Source organism: Streptomyces sp. NPDC001401, from assembly GCF_042895385.1.
In the GTDB taxonomy this organism is placed as follows: domain Bacteria; phylum Actinomycetota; class Actinomycetes; order Streptomycetales; family Streptomycetaceae; genus Streptomyces.
Genome location: NZ_JBIAWI010000024.1, coordinates 123,486 through 139,260 on the forward strand (window position 1 = coordinate 123,486; position 15,775 = coordinate 139,260).

Here is a 15,775-nt window from a genome sequence, read left to right on the forward strand (position 1 = left end):
TCTCCCGCACCGCCCACTGGATCATCCCAGAGACGTGAGTGCCCCGCCGTCGAAGAACTTGCCCGCGCTGTAGACCATGGGGTGGAGCTCGGTGACCGCGGCGTGCACCACGCGGCAGATGAAGACCGTGTGCGTACTGGCCCGCAGCCGCTCGCGAATCTGTACTTCCATCTGCGCGCTGCTGCGGGCGATCAACGGGCTGCCGAACGGGCCGCTCTCCCAGTCCAGGTCCCTGAACTTGTCGGCGGCTTTGCTCGCGAACGTGCCGACGACGTCGAGTTGGTCGGTGGACAGGATGTTGATCGCGAGGTGGTCCGCCCGGAACAGGCAGTCATGGGTGGAGGAGGTGTGCTGGACGCACACCATCACCGTGGGAGGGTCGAGCGAGATACTCGAGAACGCGTTGACGGCCAGCCCTCGGGGGGTCTCTCCATCCATCGCGGTCACGACCGTGACACCGGTGACGAACTGCCGGTTCACCTGCTTCATCACGTCGATGTCGGGGGTGGAGTACCCGCACTGGCCGTGACCGGGGAGAACGACCCTGGTTCCACCCCCGAGATGACCCTTCGGCTGGCCGCGGCCCTTCCCGACTGCCGGGCGGTGGTCGTCCCCGAGGCGCGTCACATGCTGCCCGTCGAGCGTCCCCGGGCGCTGGTCGACTCCCTCACCACCTTCCTCGGAGAGTGTGCTCATGTCTGACCTCACCACGTTGCAGCACTTCATCGGCGGGGCGCGGGTGGAGCCCGCGTCGGGCGAGTACTTCGAGAGCACCAACCCGGCCACCCGCGAGGTCCTCTACCGGGCCGCGCGCGGCAATGCCGCCGACATGGACCGGGCCGTCGCCGCCGCGAAGAGCGCCTTCGAGGACCCGCGCTGGCGCGACCTCAGCCAGACGCGCCGGGGCCACCTGCTGCGCCGCCTCGGTGAGCTGATCGCCGAGAACGCCGAGGACCTCGCCCGGACGGAGACGCTGGACAACGGCAAGCTGCTGCGCGAGATGCGGGGGCAGCTGGCCACCCTGCCGGAGTACTACCACTACTACGCGGGTCTCGCCGACAAGATCCACGGCGACTTCATCCCGACCTCCGACCGCCAGGTGCTGAACTACACGGCCCGGGAGCCGCTGGGCGTCGTAGGAGCGATCACGCCCTGGAACTCCCCGCTGACGCTGACCACCAGCAAGCTGGCCCCGGCTCTCTGCGCCGGCAACACCGTCGTGATCAAGCCCTCCGAACACACCTCGGCGAGCATCCTCAACCTCGCCGAACTGGCCCTGGAGGCTGGGTTCCCGCCGGGCGCGGTGAATGTCGTCACCGGGTTCGGGGCCGAAGCGGGACAGGCCCTGGTCGACCACCGCGACCTCGCGAAGATCTCCTTCACCGGCAGCACCGCCACCGGGGCCCGTATCGCGGCGGCGACCGCGAGCCGGTTCATCGGCTCCACGCTCGAACTCGGCGGCAAGTCCCCCAACATCGTCTTCGAGGACGCCAACGTCGCGAACGCGGCGATGGGCGTCGTGGCCGGCATCTTCGCGGCCGCCGGACAGACCTGCATCGCGGGCAGCCGCGTCTTCGCCCAACGGTCGGTCTACGACGAGCTGTTGGAGCGGGTCGCCGAACGCGCCAAGACCATCCGCATCGGCGACCCCCTGGACGCGCAGACCGAACTCGGCCCGCTGGCCTTCGCCGCCCAGCGCGACAAGGTGGCCGGATACGTCGACCTCGCACGCGGCGAAGGCGCCCGGGTGCTGACCGGCGGGCAGCCCACCGACGGCGGGCTCGGCGGCTACTTCTACGAACCCACCATCCTCGTGGACGTCGACAACGGCATGCGCGTCGTACGTGAGGAGATCTTCGGCCCGGTCCTGGCCGTCATGCCGTTCGACACCGAGGACGAGGTCGTACGGCTGGCCAACGACACCGACTACGGACTCGCGGCCGGCGTCTGGACGACCAACCTCGCCCGCGCGCACCGCATGGCGGCGCGGCTCGACGCCGGGACCGTCTGGGTCAACACCTACCGGGCCATGTCCCCCATGTCCCCGCGGCAGGGCTTCAAGACCAGCGGCGTCGGCGTCGAGCACGGCACCGAGTCCATCAAGGAGTACACACGCCTCAAGAGCGTGTGGATCAACACCAGCGACGAGCCGGTGGCCGACCCGTTCACCATGCGCAGTTGATCGGAGCCCACATGCCACAGGTCGCCATCACCCTCGCCGAGGGCCGCACCCCGGCCCAGATCCGGGCCCTGCTGCACGAAGTGCACGCGGCGGTCCTGCGCACCACCGACACCCGGCCCGAATACATCCGTGTCGTCGTTCACGAGGTACCCCGGTCGCACTGGGCCACCGGCGACATCACCCTCACCGAGCTGGACGCCGCCGGCCCGCGAGACGAAGAGCAGGAGCAGTCATGAGGTTTTCGTTGTTCGTCCACATGGAGCGCTGGGACGAGGAGGTCAGCCACCGCCAACTCTTCGAGAATCTCACCGAGTTGACCCTGATGGCCGAGGCCGGCGGGTTCGGCACCGTGTGGATCGGCGAGCACCACTCGATGGAGTACACCATCTCCCCGAGCCCCATCCCGCTCCTCGCCCACCTGGCCGCGCAGACCACAACCATCCGCCTGGGCGCCGGGACCATCGTCGCCCCGTTCTGGAACCCGATCCGGGCCGCCGGTGAGTGCGCACTGCTCGACGTCATCAGCAACGGCCGGATGGAGGTGGGACTCGCCCGGGGCGCCTACCAGTTCGAGTTCGACCGGCTGGCGGGCGGGCTGTCGGCCCGCGAGGGAGGAAAGCACCTGCGCGAACTCGTGCCCGCGGTGCGGGCGCTGTGGCAGGGCGACTACGCCCACGACGGCGAGGTCTGGCAGTTCCCGACGTCGACCAGCGTGCCCAAGCCGGTGCAGCAGCCCACCCCGCCCATGTGGATCGCCGCCCGCGACCCCGACTCGCACGACTTCGCCGTCGCCCAGGGCTGCAACGTCATGGTCACCCCGCTGATGAAGGGGGACGAGGAAGTCGTCGACCTGAAGCGCAAGTTCGACACCGCGGTCGCCAACCACCCCGAGGTGCCGCGTCCCGAGCTGATGGTGCTGCGCCACACGCACGTCCACTCCCCCGACGAGCCCGAGGGGTGGCGGCCGGCCGCCGAGGCGATCGGCCGCTTCTACCGGACCTTCGACGCCTGGTTCGGCAACCAAACCACCCCGCGCAACGGGTTCCTCGACCCCAGCCCCGAGTCGAAGTTCGCAGACCGCCCCGAGTTCGCACCGGAGTCGCTGCACAGGACGGCGATGATCGGCACCCCTGCCGAAGTGATCGAACGACTGCGCTCCTACGAGGAACTCGGCATCGACGAGTACAGCTTCTGGATCGACACCAGCCTGCCGCACGAGGAGAAGCGCAAGTCGCTGGAACTGTTCATCAAGGAGGTCATGCCGGCATTCCAGTAGCCGGCACTGCCCGGCGTCGCCGTCCTCTGGCCCGGACCCTCACCCCGCAGCCAACGAAGCAGCCGCCTTTCCGGACCTCGGCGACTTCACGGCGCTCGGCTTCGCACACGGCATCACCCGCAGCAGCAAGCACGCGCTCGTCGCGGCACGCGGAATGGCCATGTCCGTGCAGCAGGGCTGCGGCGAGAGGGGGACGCCGACGTGGGCCGGTATGCCGATGGACGGGACCCGAGGCGGAGTGGTCGTGCACAACCACTTCCTGTTCAAGATCGAGGGCAATGCGGTGACCATGGACAAGCTGGCCAGAGATGTCGAGAAGGCGTTCCTCCAGCGAGGCCCGCCCTTTCCGTACTCTTGGCCGGCATGACCCTCAACAACGAGCCTGGGCGGGAGCGAAATCCGTTTCTCGAGGCTGTTGGTCGTGTCACGGTCGCTGGCGCCGAGCTCGATATAGCCCAGAAGGGTCTGCTCGGTGCGATCGCTCACGAATCGACGCTGCTCCTGTACGCCAACAGCCAGAACACCAGCAAGCTCATCGAGTTCTGCAAACCGGCTCTCGATATCGGGCACCAGGCGCCCGATGACGTCGCTGAGATCTCCGCCTGCCGCGTCCGTGCGGAGAAGTGCCGCGACCGCAGGAACACCATCGTCCACGCCATCTACACGCCCGCCGAGACCGGCAACGGCCTTGAGGCCATGAACCCCGTGCGGAAGAACCTGGGCTATCGCGTCTCCTCCACCTCGGTCGAGGAGATGGAGGCGCTGGCCGACGAGGTCACGATCCTGCGCGACGACATGTTCCGAGCTGGCTGGAACACCGACGCGGCCAACCGGCCGGGCATGGACCGGCTTCCACCGCGCCAGCCCGGTCAGCGGGTCAACGGCGTACCTCCGCCGCAGGCCTAGAGAGCATCCCTGCGGCGGACCGTCGTCACCTGGCTACAGCTCTCAGCATGAGAAAGGTGCATCTGTGGAGTTTGCCCAGAAGGAGAGGAACGACCAGGTCTGCGCTCCGACGCGGCCGTCGACAGTGATGTCCGCGCAAATCTGGAAGTCCCTCACGGCACCCCGGGTGACGCCGCCGAAACTGCCGTCCTCGTCGAGGCCGGCATCAATGGCCGCGTTCAGATAGCACTGGAGTTGAGCGACCGCTCGCCCCGAGGAGCCACGGTGCAGGTTAGGGCGGCGGTTCGTGTAGTAGCACACATCGTCCGGTCCCTGGGCGGGAAGGGTTCTTGGATGGTTCAACTTGTATGCGGCTGCACTGACGGCCCGGGCATTCACTGACTGCGGGGTGTCATGTGGCGCTGCGGCGGCCGGGCTTCCTGCCAGGGCGATGGCGAGAAACAGGGCCGCGGCTGCGCTGAGGGCGGGTCGCATCCTCATCACCTCCAAGGAGGGGGGGGAGCCCTTCTCTCATCGTGCGCTCCCGTCTCTCGCGTTGCATCTCGGGGCAAGGTTGGCGCGCGTGGCCGGGTCTGCGTGGGTCTCCGGCCCACGGAGTGGTGGGTAACGCGATCCGGTAGCCGCGTCGACCTGCGGTCTCGTTGACGGCACCCCTTGCACCTGATCCACGGTGGCCAGTCCAACCGTTGCCTGGACGGCAACAGTTGCGTCCGTCGCGGGGTTACGGACGCACGTGCGTGGGTTGGAAATGCGCTTCGGCTACGCCGTCCGGCCGAGCGCCCAGTTGAGGTGCGTAAGTCAAGCTGTCCCCTGGTGACCGTGAGGGACGCATGCACTTGGCGATGGATCAAGTGCACATCATGTTCTGGGGGATGGGCATCGTCTTCGTGGTCCTGGCCGTCGTAGGGACCGTCAAAGAGGCCAAGGAGTCGGAGGGCTGCATTCTGCTGGTGGCCTGGCCTGTGATCATTGGCCTTGCCGCGATCCTGTACTTGGGATTCTTGCGCTGATCAGGGCCGCGTTCGGAGAGTGGCTCCTCGCCTGAGCAGTGTGTCAGGCCGACGGGGTCGGCTGCACCATCGAGGGAGCACGCGGCAGATGCGTAGCCCTTTGCCGCCGAGTCCGGCTCGGTGGCGCCGGGAACGATGGCGGCCCGCCGCGGGGGAGCTGCAGCGGGCCGTGATGCGACTGTCGTCCGACGAGCGGGCGTTGAGGGTGACAGGACCCTAGGCCCGCCCGCCGGAAGTTCCGGTCCTTCAGGAAAGCGGGCGTCTGTTCCTCGCTCCGGCCGGCACGCTTCCCAACCTTCAGACCGAGGCGAGCAGTTCGTGGGTCCGCCCACTCACTGTTGCATGGGGTGCGTGGGCGGGCGGCCCAGAGGGCGTCTGAAAAGCCTGTCAGCGGCCAAGTTGCCTGGTAGCGGGGTGGTGGCGCACTTTCGGGGGCTGAGGTGTGCGGGCTGCGTACCCGTTAGAGGTCACGCGGATAGGCGCGGTTGGGGGATACCGGCAGCAGAACGGGCACGCGCCACAGGCGCTGGCCCTCGAACACCCGCGGTCCGGTGATCGTGGAGTTGCGACGCTCTGTGATCAAAGGGGAGATCTGTGCCCGTGCTGCCGTCATGGCTGACTGAATCACTCTGGGGCCAATTCGAGGGCCTGCTGCCCGAGCGGCCGGAGTACCACCCTGACCATCCACTTGGCTGTCACCGCCGACGCATCAGCGACCGGCTGCCACACTTGCGTGTGCCGCACGGCTCGAATGGGGTGGCGGCGCGGCTCAGTATGACTCAGCTCAGTGCGGCCAGGGGGCGGTGCCGCCGTCGACGCCGAGGGCCATGCCGGTGACGTAGCTCGCGCGGTCGCTGAGGAGCCAGGCGGCGGCTTCGGCGATCTCGTCCGGCTGGCCAGGGCGGCCGAGGGCGGCGAGGGAGCTGAGGTGCTCGACGATGCCTGGGTCGCGCTGCTGCCAAGCGACCATCATCTCGGTCATCGTGGCGCCGGGCGCGATCGCGTTGACACGGACACCGTCGCGGCCGTATTCGGCGGCGGCGGCTCGGCTCATGGCGATGACGGCAGCTTTCGTCGCCCCGTACACGCTCTGCCCGGCGGCGCCGAAGGTGCCACCGATGCTGCTGATGTTGACGATCGAGCCACCAGCGGTCCCCTGCGCGGTCATCGCCTGCAGTTCGGCGCGCATCGCCAGCCATACGCCCTTGAAGTTGGTCTCGAGGACGGAGTCGAAGGTCTCGTCGGTGACCTCGGCGAGGCGGCCGCCGCCCTGGCTGCGGCCTGCGTTGTTCAGAGCGCCATCGAGGCGCCCCCACTCCTCGACCGCGGCCGCGACGGCTCGCTGTATCTCTTCGGCGTTGGTGGTGTCGGCCTGAATGGCGAGGACGTTGCCTCCGTCGGCGGTGATGTCCTTAGCGACACGCTCGAGTTCAGGTTTGCGGCGGGCGGTGATGACGACGTTCGCGCTTTCGCGGGCGAACAGAAGCGCGGCGGACCTGCCGATACCGGACGAGGCGCCGGTGATGAGTATGGTCTTGCCTGCGAGCAGGTCAGTCATGGTTGTTGCTCCGTTGTAAGGGTTCTCACTCGATCCGGGGTCGGATCGCCAATTGGTCAGCCGCGTGCCGGGTCGGCGACGAGCGCCTTGATGAGAGCGTCGCGGACGACGACGGACGTCAAGTCGTTGTCGTCGCTTCCAGGGTTCGCGGCGACGGCATGGGCGACGCCGCGTAGGGCCGCGCGGAGCGCGTTCGTCGCCAGCGCCGCGGTGATCCCGGGCCGGAGGGCACCTACTTGCTCAAGCTCGTCGAACCCGGCGCGCAGCAGTGCACCGCTTCGTTCAACCTGCCCTGGCAGCGGGCCCGATGTCGGGTACATCGCCGGGTAGAGACCCGGGTAGGCGAGCGCGAACGCGACGTGCGCGTCCCATCCAGCGGCGACGCGGGTGCGTGGATCCGCGTCATCCGTCGCGATAACGGCGTCCTTGCGGTGGAAGTACTCCTCGAACGCGATATCGACGACAGCGCGGATCAGTCCCGCCCGGTCGCCGAAGTGGTGGTATAGCGACGGAGCCTGTACACCCGCGGCGGCGCAGACCGCGCGCGTGGAGACCGCGTCGACACGGTCGCGCGTGGCGATCTCGAACGCCGCCGCAAGCATTCGCTCGCGGGCGTCACCGACCATGTTCTGTAGCACAGCTACAGACTATAGCACCGCTATAGGCGCTCATGCGGGAATCCCGCACCCCGTAGTCCGTTTTCGCAGGTCAAGCCACTTCGGCGATCGGAGGGTCACTTGATAACCGAGCCGTTAGGGAGGTGGTGCGGATAGGTCATGGGCGGCGGCTCGGGCGTTGGTCCCAGCGGTGAGTCGTCCATGCCTGCCGGATCAGGCTGCGCACGGTGATGATCGTGTCGGCGAGGTCGAAGAATTCGTCGATGACGGCGGTGCGCCGTTCGTAGCAGCGGGCGAGCCGGTAGAAGGCGTTCTGCCAGGCGTGGGTACGTTCCACGTGCCAACGCTGACTGGCCTGGATGGGCGCCTTCTCGCCTTTGTGTGCGATGCGGCCGTGCAGGCCGCGTTCGCTGAGCAGAGTGCGGGTCTTGTCCGAGTCATAACCGGCGTCCAGGTGCACGGTGACGTCGACGGGCAGCGGCCCCAGGTCGTCCAAGCGGTCCAGGGTCGGGGCGAGCAGCGGGGAGTCGTGCCGGTTGGCACCGGCCAGGACACGACCCAGCGGAATGCCGTATCCGTCCGTCATGCCCGAGCGTTTCAGGCCCTGTTTGCCGCGGTCAACCGGGGAACGCCCGGCCACTTCGCCGCCTCCGGGCGCCTTGGTGATGGAGCCGGCCACGGCGATCTGGTCGAGGACGAGGCCGACGATCCGGTCGTAGGACTCCAGCGCGATCTGTTTGAGCCGGGCGAAGACGCCCAGTCGTATCCACTCGTCGCGGCGGCTGCGGATCGTGGTGGCCGAGCAGGTCGTGTCGGCGATGGCCTCGTAAGAACAACCGAAGCGCAGCAGCTGCAGCATCTTGTCGAAGACGATCCGGTCACTGATGGGCCGACGGTGGCAGCCGAGCGGATGGTCCGGGTGGTACTCCGCCCGCCCGGGCAGCAGGGCCGCGAATTGGTCCCAGAGCGGTTCCGTGAGCCATGATGGCAGCGCGGGCACAGGTCTCCTCCGTGATCACAGAGCGTCGCAACTCCATGATCACCGGGACCTGTGCCCGTTCTGTTGCCGGTGTCCCCAACGCGCCTATCCGCGCGACCTCTTACTCGACGGATCTTTCCGGTGCGGAGCGGGAGATCCTCAACGCGCTGGCGTACTAGACCTCTGAGCTCAGCGGAGTCGCCGGGACTTCGGGAGCGTGGGGGTAGGCGGCTGACCGGTGCTGGAAGGAAAGGATCTTCGGGTTCTGGACGACGCCGTCGCGGATCTCGATGGCCTTTCTGATCGTGACGTCGGTGTCCCATGCCGCGGGGCCTTTCATGACCTTGCGCAGGTAGGGAAGGAGCGCCTCGCTGATTTCCCAAGTGGCGGAGTTCCACAGGTGGGACGGGCTGTGATCCACCGCGTAGTAGTGGCAGCCCGATCCCACCGAGGGCATGGGCTCGCCGAAGGTGGTCGGGTGGGCCCATGCGAAGCCCATGCCCTCGTCGCAGGCGACGTCGATGAAGAAGGTTCCCGGCCGGAAGAGGGCGAGTTCCTCGTGGGTGACGAACATGAGCGGCGCGTCGGTGTCCTGCAGGACGCAGTTGACGATGATGTCGAACCCAGCCAGGTACTCCGCCAGCGGCTTGGAACCGGCCGCGGTGATTGCCCGCAGGCGCGAGGGATCGTCCTCCTGCTCCTCGAAGTGGCCCATCACTACCGAGGGCATCGGTGATGCCACCGCCGCCGCGGCGCGTTGGGTGAGCACGGTGACGTCGGTGACCCCCATGGCGCCCAGGCCCGTGACCGCTCCGCGCGCCGTGGCGCCGAAGCTGATGACCACCGCCCGCAGGCGGCGCCCGTAGCTACCGGTCAGCCCGCCGAGCTGCAGGGCGTGCAACACCGAGCAGTAGCCGGCGAGCTCGTTGTTCTTGTGGAACACATGGACGCTGAAGGCACCCGTGAAGGTCCAGTGGTTCATGGCTTCCCAGGCGATCAGGGTCAGCCGTCGGTCGATGCCGATCTGGGTCATTTTCTCGTCCTGCACGCAGTGCGGCCATCCCCACAGCACCTGGCCCTCGTGCAGCGCGGCGATGTCGTCGTGCATCGGTTTGGGCAGCAGCACGACGTCGCACTCGGCGAGGAGTCGCTCGCGCGAGCGCAGGCCCGCCACGAGGGGGCGCAGCGCGTCGTCGGGGACGCCGAACCGTCGGCCGTAGCCCTGTTCGAGAAAGATCCTCTCGCGCAGCTCCGGGGCGATCCGTTCGAGGTGGCTGGGGTGCAGGGGCAGCCGGAACTCGTTCTCCTTGTGGGAGGAGGCGAGTACTGCGAGGCTCATCAGGCTCATGTGGGGCGGCTCATTTCCGACCGGACGCGATGTGCTCCGGCCTTGCCGTTCCCCGAGGGCGACGCCGAAATGGATGACGGCGTGCGAGGTGCGCTCGGTACCGCCACCGTACTCCGGTGCCGGCCGCTCAGCGCCCGCCGCTCGTTTGAGCTCGAAGGATCCACAGGTCCAGGTCTGGAGGACGTCTGAAAGACCTGTCAGCGGGCTGGTCTTGCGAGGCGGCGCGAGGAGTATGGCCATGGAGAGGCAGATGGCGTTCTCCGAGCAGACGCGCAGGTACTCGTATTCCTTCGACAGGCGCCGACGCCGTCCCAGCCAGGCAAATGTCCGCTCCACCACCCAACGGCGCGGGACCACCGCGAAGCGGCATGCGGTCACCATTAGAACTCGTAACACGATCTTGCTGAGGTACGCGGTGTGACCGAGCGCTTCAGTTGGCCATAGTGCATCTCGGCTGGCCACTCTGGCGCTCAGCTTGTTGTTCAACACCTCGCGTCCCGGCGGTGTGGTGCGAGTTTGCACTGCCCGCTCGCCACGCGGACGGCGCGGCCCGTCGCCGACTCTCACCTCTTCCTCGAACGGGCGTGCGTAGCATCCGTATGCTCCGGGCATGAAACTCTTCCGGCCGCGTGGCCGAAACAACGCCGGGCAGAAGACGAGATCCCCTTTGTCCCAGGCCACAGCCCTGTACCAGGCGGGGCGCTATGCCGAGGCGGAAGCCGAAGCCCGCGCCGTGGCTGCGGCCCGATCCCGCCCGCGCGACGACATGTACGCGCCGCTGGCGCTGAGCATCGCTGCGCTCGCGACGGGCGCCCAAGGCCGCCATGCCGAAGCTGTCACCGGATATGACGCACTGCTGCCGGTCTTCGGCAGGATCTTCGGCGCCGAACACCCGCAGACCCTGAAACTGCGCTCGGATCGCGCCCAGGCGCTGAGCGCGCTCGGTCGGCACGCCGAATGCGAGGCAGAGTGCGCGGCCGTCGCTCGCGCCGCGACCCGCGGTAAAGAGCCGGAGATGCCGCTCATAGCGGCGGCTGCCCGCAACGGACTGATCTACGCCCTTAACGCACAGGGCCGCCATCCCGAGGCAGAGGCGCTCGCCTGCGAGGCCCTGGTCGCCCATCGCGTACTGGACCGCTTCACGCTGGTCCTGCGGCTCGGACTCGCCCGCAGCCTCAACGGCCAGGCCCGCCACGAGGAGGCGCTTGTCGAGGCGGAGCGGGCCGACGAGCTGCGCCGCAGCCTGCCCGAGGAGCAGCGCCGCCCAGAGACCGGCGCCGTTGAACTGGCCGTCGCCACCGCCCTCCTGGGGCTGGGCCGCGGTACCGAGGCCCGTACCCGGGCCGCTGCCGCCCACGATGCTTGTCTGGCCGCTTTTGGTCCGGACCACCGCCGCACTTCCGAGGCACGGGAGCTGCTCGACCGCATTGATGGCGCTTGACCTGACCCGCTGCGCCGGCGATTGGGGCGCTCAGTTGTCGCTGAGTCCGCTAGTTGTTGCGGGTCATGAGGTTGATGGCGCCGACAGGTGTCGGGTAGTGCCGTTAGATCTTCGAGGGCTATTCGGGGCGCTTGGTGAGTCTGGTGCTGAGGTCCCAGAGCTTCTGCTGGATGCTCGGATCGTAGGCGTCGGCGTGTGCCTTTGCGGCACGGGTGCTGTCGTAGAACTGTCCGGTCACCCCGTCGAGTTCGGGGGCGAGGATGAGGCGCAGGGTGGCCTGCAGGCCGGTTTCGAGGGAGTCGATGCTGTAACCGACCGAGTCCAGGACCATCTTGGTCGGCATGTAGGTGGCCGGGTGCAGGCTGTTGACCGTGATCCGGTGCGGGTCGAGTTGTCGGGCGAGCGCAAAGCCGGTGGTGATCATGGCCAGTTTGGACTGGCCGTATGCGCGCATGCCCGAGTAGCTGTGTTCGAGGGTGGGGTCGTCGAAGTTGATGGGGGCCTGGCCGATCGAAGCGACGTTGACGATACGGGCGGGGGCTCCGCGGTCGAGCAGCGGCAGCAGGTGCTGGGTTAGCGCGAACGGGGTGAGATGGTTGACCGCGAAGCGGAGCTCGTGCCCGTCGACGGTGAGTCGGCGGTCGGTCCCGTCGGGTTCGCCGCCGCCGATGCCGGCGTTGTTGACCAGCACCGAGATGTGATCGGTGAACTCGGTGATCTCGTCCGCGAGGCGGTGTACTTGCGCCAGCTCGGAGAAGTCGGCCCGGATCGTGTGGATCGAGGCCGGTGCATCGGCCAGCGTGGTGGCCAGTTCGTCGAGTCGACTCTGGTTGCGTCCGTGGAGGATGAGTGTTGTTGCGGGCTGGCGTGCGAGGGCGCCGCTGAGTGCGCGGCCCAGCCCGTCGGTTGCTCCAGTGATGACGATGGTTCGATCGGGCATGCGCTACTCCTCGCCGGGGTGTTCGTTCAGCAGTCGTCGGATGGCGGTGATGTCGTTTTGGCCGAGCAGGCGCTCGGTGGCGAGGACCCGGTACCAGATCAGGCCGAACACCAGGTCGGCGGCGAAGGCTGCCGTCAGGTGAGCGGGCTTGTCGCCGCGGGCTGCGGCCCGCTCGACGATGGTCTCGAGCGCGGCCCTGCGTTTGGCCAGGAAGCCGTCCTGGAAGCGGCGCCGGAAGTCTGCGTCGCGCTGCGCCTCGGCCATCAAGGAGCGCAGGACGGGGACCACCCCTGGGAAGGCCATCAGGGCGGCGGAGTCACGCAGGAACGCATCCAGCTCCGCGTCGAATGAACCCTGGTCCGCGGTTGAGACCTTCAGATCTGCCTTGAGCGCCAGGGCTTCGAGCAGGACGTCCGCCTTTGTGGGCCACCAGCGGTACACGGTCTGCTTGCCTGCCCCGGCGCGGGCGGCGATGCCCTCGATGGTGAGGTCTGGGAAGCCGACCTCGGTCGTGAGCTCGTAGGCCGCAGTGAGGATCGCCAGCCTCGTCTGCTCGCTCCGCTTGCGGCCGCGGGCGGGTGTCGTAGCGCCGGTCATGCGTGTCAGCCTAACCATTATCGAGACGTCACGTCTAGAAATGGTGCTACGCTCATGCGAGACGTCACGTCTCGAAATAAGGAGTGGGCATGACCACTGCACTCGTAATCGGTGGCACGTCGGGGGTCGGCCTGGCGGTTGCCCGACAGCTCACCAGCCGAGGACACGCGGTCCACATCGCCGGACGAAACACAGAGCGGCTCAACCGGGCAACCGCGGCCATCGGCGGAGACGTCCACGGGCACGTTCTCGACGCCGCCGACGCGGAGGCGGCCGCGGCGCTCGCGGCGAAGATCGCCCCGATCCGCCACCTCGTCATCACCCTCGCCGGCAAGGGCGGCGCCGGCCCGCTCGGTGACTTGCCGATCGATGGCCTGCGGCAGGCGTTCGAGGAGAAGTACTGGCCCACCGTCACCGCACTCCAGGCCTCGCTCGCTCACCTCAGCGAGGACGCCTCGATCACCCTCGTCGGAGCCGTCACAGCGAGGGCTGCCCTGCCCGGCACCGCCGGGATCGGCTCGCTCAACGCCGCCATCGAAGGGCTCGTCCAACCGCTCGCCGCCGAACTGGCGCCGATCCGGGTCAACGCCGTCTCGCCGGGATACGTCGACACGCCCTGGTGGGACGGACTCGCCGCCGAGGACCGATCCGCGCTCTTCAAGCAGGCCGCCGACGCCCTGCCCACCAAGCGCATAGCCACCGCCCCGGATGTCGCCGAGGCCATCGTGCTGCTGGCCACCAACCCCAACATCACCGGAACCGTCATCGAAACGGACGGCGGCGCACGCCTCACCGCCTGACACTTCTCACCATTGCCCAGCCGCCGCACCGTCGTGACACGGAACGGCTTCGGCGAGCAAGTGATGGCCTGCATGCAGAACGGGGTCGCGAGCCGCTGCTCGCGACCCCGTTCTGCGCCGCCTCAAGGAGCCTTCTCGTGACGCACGCCAACGCACCTCTATCCATCGAAGGACGCCGTCGACTCGTCGAGCGATGCAAGACGCGGCCGATCGCCCACGTCGCAGCGGAGATGGGGGTATCCCGCGCCTGCGCGTCGAAGTGGGTCAACCGCTACCGCCGCCACGGTGAGCTCGGCTTGCACGATCTCCCTTCAACCCCGCGCCGCCAGCCGACCGCGACAGACGCCGCTGTCGTGGCCCGGATCGAGGACCTCCGGCGCAGCCAGAAATGGCCGGCGTCCCGGATCGCATTCGAGCTCCAGACGGGGGGGCGTCACGATCAGCCGCCGCACAGTGTCACGGCACCTGCTCGCGCTCGGGCTGAACCACCGCAAGTTCATCGACCCGAACGGCCAATCGAACCGGGAGCCACGGAAGATCAACGCGCGCCGCCCCGGGCACATGGTCCACGGCGATGTGAAGAAGGTCGGCAGCCCACGGGCGCGGCAGCGAGCAGACCAAGAACGTCGAGCGTCGTAAGAAGAAGAGCGGGCGCGGCGGCTACATCTATCTCCACTCCGCCGTCGACGGGTTCAGCCGACTCGCCTGCACCGAGGCTCTGCCCGACGAGAAAGCAGCAACCGCCATCGCGTTCATGCACAGGGCGAGAGCATGGTTCGCCGCCCACGGCATCACCCACATCGAACGGATCGTCACCGACAACGGAGCCTGCTATCGCGCCAACGCGTTCGCCCGAGCACTCCTCGGCTCACGCCACCAGCGGATCACGCCCTACACCCCGCGACACAACGGCAAGCTAGAGCGCTACAACCGGATCATCGCCGAGGAATTCCTCTACGCCCACACCTGGCTATCTGAAGATCAACGCCGTACAGCCCTCGGCGTCTGGAACGTCCACTACAACTACCACCGCCCCCACAGCGGAGCAGGGGGCCAGCCACCGGCCTCTCGGCTAGCCGACCACGTCACCAACGTCCTGGCCTCCTACAGCTAGTTGGCCTTACGTTCCAGGGACGGGATGGTCGAGCCATTCGTAGGGTTGGGCCGCCCAGGGGTGCCGGGTGTGGCTCTTAGTTGGCTGCCGTCCGTGGCTGCAGTGGCTTGGCCGCCCGGCGCCCCACGACGACCCGGCCGCCAGATTGGGAAGTGCGAATGATCGCTCCGTAGGGAATCGACAGCGAGGTCGTCCGTGGAAGGCATCAACAGAGCACCGCACGGAGGCACCACATGGCCGCGATCTGGGCCGGCATCGACGCAGGCAAGACCCGCCACCACTGCGTCGCGATCGATGAAAGCGGCCAGCGGCTGCTGTCGCGGCGCGTCGCCAGCGAGGAACCCGAACTGCTCCAACTCCTCGCCGACGTCCTGGCCCTCGGCGACAAGACGACCTGGGGGATCAGTTGGTGCTCGGTCAGTTCAGGTGGCACTTTGGGCGCTGGTCTCGCACGCGATGCCGGGCCACAGGGGATGGTCTTTGAAGGGGCGGATCACGTGAGCGCAAGCGAGGGACGGGAACACTGGGAGTTGCTGCCCGGAGCCGGGCTGGGGCCACTGCGGTTCGGGATGAGCCCGGCCGAGGTCGCCGACGCGCTCCGGGTCTCTGAGCCGCAGAAACGGGTGGGCGGTCCCTGCGAGCAGGAAGACTTCGCCGACGGGGTGAAGGTGTTCTACAACGCGGGCGAGTTGGCGTGCATTGCCCTGGATGCGGTCACGGGTCCGCAGGTCTTGCTGGCGGGCTTTGCGCTGGCCGGCCGTGATCCGGAGCAGGCGCACCAGTTCCTCCTTGACTACGCCGCCAAGCACGGGAGTTGCTTGTTGTACACACCCGATGACTCCCTCGCCCTGACCGATCTGGGGCTTCTTCTGCGCTCACAGGAGGTCGGTGGCGTGCGGATGTCACGGCCGGTCTTCGTGAGGGAGGACTGGTTGGAGTCGGAGTACCACCGCGATCGTCTCCCTTTGGAAGGTGTCCCGGCCACCGATGAGTCGCCCTGACCGTCG

General features: G+C 67.9%; 18 protein-coding genes and 3 pseudogenes. 12 read left to right on the forward strand and 9 right to left on the reverse strand.

Annotated elements, in window-relative coordinates; translation table 11 throughout:
- Positions 1–21 precede the first annotated feature (21 nt).
- Positions 22–696 carry a flavin reductase family protein gene (locus tag ACFY10_RS48405; RefSeq protein ID WP_390671795.1) on the reverse strand — a complete coding sequence of 225 codons (675 nt, stop codon included), beginning with the start codon at positions 694–696 and terminating at the stop codon, positions 22–24.
- On the opposite strand from ACFY10_RS48405, the gene ACFY10_RS48410 reads away from it, so the two are divergent.
- The 5 genes from ACFY10_RS48410 to ACFY10_RS48430 all read left to right on the forward strand — a co-directional run bounded on the left by ACFY10_RS48410 (position 695) and on the right by ACFY10_RS48430 (position 4,364).
- Entirely contained in the window at positions 695–2,182 is a 1,488-nt protein-coding gene (locus ACFY10_RS48410; RefSeq protein WP_390671796.1) for an aldehyde dehydrogenase, read from the forward strand. The two genes, ACFY10_RS48405 and ACFY10_RS48410, sit on opposite strands and share 2 nt — an antisense overlap.
- A gap of 11 nt (positions 2,183–2,193) precedes the next feature.
- Positions 2,194–2,418, forward strand: coding sequence for a 4-oxalocrotonate tautomerase family protein (locus ACFY10_RS48415; RefSeq protein ID WP_390671797.1), 225 nt, complete (start codon positions 2,194–2,196; stop codon positions 2,416–2,418).
- Positions 2,415–3,458 (forward strand): LLM class flavin-dependent oxidoreductase, encoded by a 1,044-nt coding sequence (locus ACFY10_RS48420; RefSeq protein ID WP_390671798.1) that lies wholly within the window; start codon positions 2,415–2,417, stop codon positions 3,456–3,458. Before ACFY10_RS48415 ends, ACFY10_RS48420 begins: the two co-directional genes overlap by 4 nt.
- A gap of 160 nt (positions 3,459–3,618) precedes the next feature.
- Positions 3,619–3,825: a hypothetical protein gene (locus ACFY10_RS48425; RefSeq protein ID WP_390671799.1), complete on the forward strand. Its 207-nt coding sequence runs from the start codon at positions 3,619–3,621 to the stop codon at positions 3,823–3,825.
- A complete protein-coding gene (locus ACFY10_RS48430; RefSeq protein WP_390671800.1) occupies positions 3,822–4,364 on the forward strand; it encodes a hypothetical protein in 543 nt (180 codons plus the stop codon). Before ACFY10_RS48425 ends, ACFY10_RS48430 begins: the two co-directional genes overlap by 4 nt.
- Before the next feature lie 42 nt (positions 4,365–4,406).
- Here ACFY10_RS48430 and ACFY10_RS48435 read toward each other — a convergent pair whose 3' ends face one another.
- The gene (locus tag ACFY10_RS48435) at positions 4,407–4,838 is read right to left on the reverse strand and encodes a peptidoglycan-binding protein (RefSeq protein ID WP_390671801.1); all 432 of its coding nucleotides are present in this window, start codon (positions 4,836–4,838) and stop codon (positions 4,407–4,409) included.
- Positions 4,839–5,206: 368 nt separating this feature from the next.
- On the opposite strand from ACFY10_RS48435, the gene ACFY10_RS48440 reads away from it, so the two are divergent.
- Together ACFY10_RS48440 and ACFY10_RS48445 are read left to right on the forward strand one after the other, a co-directional pair.
- Positions 5,207–5,374, forward strand: a complete 168-nt coding sequence (locus ACFY10_RS48440) for a hypothetical protein (protein WP_390671802.1) — start codon at positions 5,207–5,209, stop codon at positions 5,372–5,374.
- A 594-nt stretch (positions 5,375–5,968) separates the two neighbouring features.
- Positions 5,969–6,097: pseudogene (locus tag ACFY10_RS48445) on the forward strand (IS5/IS1182 family transposase); the annotation flags it as partial.
- 61 nt (positions 6,098–6,158) lie between these two features.
- Here ACFY10_RS48445 and ACFY10_RS48450 read toward each other — a convergent pair.
- From ACFY10_RS48450 to ACFY10_RS48460, 3 genes are all read right to left on the reverse strand, one after another.
- On the reverse strand, positions 6,159–6,932 hold the full coding sequence (locus ACFY10_RS48450; protein ID WP_390671803.1) for an SDR family NAD(P)-dependent oxidoreductase: 774 nt from the start codon (positions 6,930–6,932) through the stop codon (positions 6,159–6,161).
- A 56-nt stretch (positions 6,933–6,988) separates the two neighbouring features.
- A complete protein-coding gene (locus tag ACFY10_RS48455; RefSeq protein ID WP_390671804.1) occupies positions 6,989–7,570 on the reverse strand; it encodes a TetR/AcrR family transcriptional regulator in 582 nt (193 codons plus the stop codon).
- A gap of 136 nt (positions 7,571–7,706) precedes the next feature.
- The gene (locus tag ACFY10_RS48460) at positions 7,707–8,549 is read right to left on the reverse strand and encodes an IS5 family transposase (RefSeq protein ID WP_390671805.1); all 843 of its coding nucleotides are present in this window, start codon (positions 8,547–8,549) and stop codon (positions 7,707–7,709) included.
- An 11-nt stretch (positions 8,550–8,560) separates the two neighbouring features.
- Here ACFY10_RS48460 and ACFY10_RS48465 point away from each other — a divergent pair, with 11 nt between their 5' ends.
- Complete coding sequence (locus ACFY10_RS48465; protein WP_390671806.1) at positions 8,561–8,707, forward strand: hypothetical protein; 147 nt, start codon at positions 8,561–8,563, stop codon at positions 8,705–8,707.
- Here ACFY10_RS48465 and ACFY10_RS48470 read toward each other — a convergent pair.
- Together ACFY10_RS48470 and ACFY10_RS48475 are read right to left on the reverse strand one after the other, a co-directional pair.
- On the reverse strand, positions 8,704–9,876 hold the full coding sequence (locus ACFY10_RS48470; protein WP_390671846.1) for a N(5)-(carboxyethyl)ornithine synthase: 1,173 nt from the start codon (positions 9,874–9,876) through the stop codon (positions 8,704–8,706). The genes ACFY10_RS48465 and ACFY10_RS48470 overlap by 4 nt on opposite strands.
- Positions 9,877–10,155: 279 nt before the next feature.
- Positions 10,156–10,242 (reverse strand): annotated as a pseudogene (locus tag ACFY10_RS48475) (IS5/IS1182 family transposase); the annotation flags it as partial.
- Between the two features lie 367 nt (positions 10,243–10,609).
- Here ACFY10_RS48475 and ACFY10_RS48480 point away from each other — a divergent pair.
- Positions 10,610–11,317 carry a tetratricopeptide repeat protein gene (locus tag ACFY10_RS48480; RefSeq protein WP_390671807.1) on the forward strand — a complete coding sequence of 236 codons (708 nt, stop codon included), beginning with the start codon at positions 10,610–10,612 and terminating at the stop codon, positions 11,315–11,317.
- 118 nt (positions 11,318–11,435) lie between these two features.
- On the opposite strand, the gene ACFY10_RS48485 is transcribed toward ACFY10_RS48480, so the two are convergent.
- Positions 11,436–12,257: an SDR family NAD(P)-dependent oxidoreductase gene (locus tag ACFY10_RS48485; protein ID WP_390671808.1), complete on the reverse strand. Its 822-nt coding sequence runs from the start codon at positions 12,255–12,257 to the stop codon at positions 11,436–11,438.
- 3 nt (positions 12,258–12,260) lie between these two features.
- The gene (locus tag ACFY10_RS48490) at positions 12,261–12,854 is read right to left on the reverse strand and encodes a TetR/AcrR family transcriptional regulator (RefSeq protein WP_390671809.1); all 594 of its coding nucleotides are present in this window, start codon (positions 12,852–12,854) and stop codon (positions 12,261–12,263) included.
- Positions 12,855–12,943: 89 nt separating this feature from the next.
- Between ACFY10_RS48490 and ACFY10_RS48495 the strand changes: the two genes are divergently transcribed.
- The 3 genes and pseudogenes from ACFY10_RS48495 to ACFY10_RS48505 all read left to right on the forward strand — a co-directional run bounded on the left by ACFY10_RS48495 (position 12,944) and on the right by ACFY10_RS48505 (position 15,769).
- A complete protein-coding gene (locus ACFY10_RS48495; protein WP_390671810.1) occupies positions 12,944–13,654 on the forward strand; it encodes an SDR family oxidoreductase in 711 nt (236 codons plus the stop codon).
- 137 nt (positions 13,655–13,791) lie between these two features.
- Positions 13,792–14,768 (forward strand): annotated as a pseudogene (locus ACFY10_RS48500) (IS481 family transposase).
- 233 nt (positions 14,769–15,001) lie between these two features.
- Positions 15,002–15,769 (forward strand): transposase, encoded by a 768-nt coding sequence (locus ACFY10_RS48505; RefSeq protein ID WP_390671811.1) that lies wholly within the window; start codon positions 15,002–15,004, stop codon positions 15,767–15,769.
- Positions 15,770–15,775 lie beyond the last annotated feature (6 nt).

What these genes read in the sequence shown, in the direction of transcription:
- ACFY10_RS48450 (WP_390671803.1), bottom strand. Translation starts at nt 6,932, where the DNA reads ATGACTGACCTGCTCGCAGGCAAGACCATACTCATCACCGGCGCCTCG.
- ACFY10_RS48490 (WP_390671809.1), bottom strand. Translation starts at nt 12,854, where the DNA reads ATGACCGGCGCTACGACACCCGCCCGCGGCCGCAAGCGGAGCGAGCAG.
- ACFY10_RS48430 (WP_390671800.1), top strand. Translation starts at nt 3,822, where the DNA reads ATGACCCTCAACAACGAGCCTGGGCGGGAGCGAAATCCGTTTCTCGAG.
- ACFY10_RS48505 (WP_390671811.1), top strand. Translation starts at nt 15,002, where the DNA reads ATGGCCGCGATCTGGGCCGGCATCGACGCAGGCAAGACCCGCCACCAC.
- ACFY10_RS48435 (WP_390671801.1), bottom strand. Translation starts at nt 4,838, where the DNA reads ATGCGACCCGCCCTCAGCGCAGCCGCGGCCCTGTTTCTCGCCATCGCC.
- ACFY10_RS48425 (WP_390671799.1), top strand. Translation starts at nt 3,619, where the DNA reads ATGTCCGTGCAGCAGGGCTGCGGCGAGAGGGGGACGCCGACGTGGGCC.
- ACFY10_RS48415 (WP_390671797.1), top strand. Translation starts at nt 2,194, where the DNA reads ATGCCACAGGTCGCCATCACCCTCGCCGAGGGCCGCACCCCGGCCCAG.
- ACFY10_RS48405 (WP_390671795.1), bottom strand. Translation starts at nt 696, where the DNA reads ATGAGCACACTCTCCGAGGAAGGTGGTGAGGGAGTCGACCAGCGCCCG.
- ACFY10_RS48440 (WP_390671802.1), top strand. Translation starts at nt 5,207, where the DNA reads ATGGATCAAGTGCACATCATGTTCTGGGGGATGGGCATCGTCTTCGTG.
- ACFY10_RS48485 (WP_390671808.1), bottom strand. Translation starts at nt 12,257, where the DNA reads ATGCCCGATCGAACCATCGTCATCACTGGAGCAACCGACGGGCTGGGC.
- ACFY10_RS48470 (WP_390671846.1), bottom strand. Translation starts at nt 9,876, where the DNA reads ATGAGCCTGATGAGCCTCGCAGTACTCGCCTCCTCCCACAAGGAGAAC.
- ACFY10_RS48420 (WP_390671798.1), top strand. Translation starts at nt 2,415, where the DNA reads ATGAGGTTTTCGTTGTTCGTCCACATGGAGCGCTGGGACGAGGAGGTC.
- ACFY10_RS48495 (WP_390671810.1), top strand. Translation starts at nt 12,944, where the DNA reads ATGACCACTGCACTCGTAATCGGTGGCACGTCGGGGGTCGGCCTGGCG.
- ACFY10_RS48410 (WP_390671796.1), top strand. Translation starts at nt 695, where the DNA reads ATGTCTGACCTCACCACGTTGCAGCACTTCATCGGCGGGGCGCGGGTG.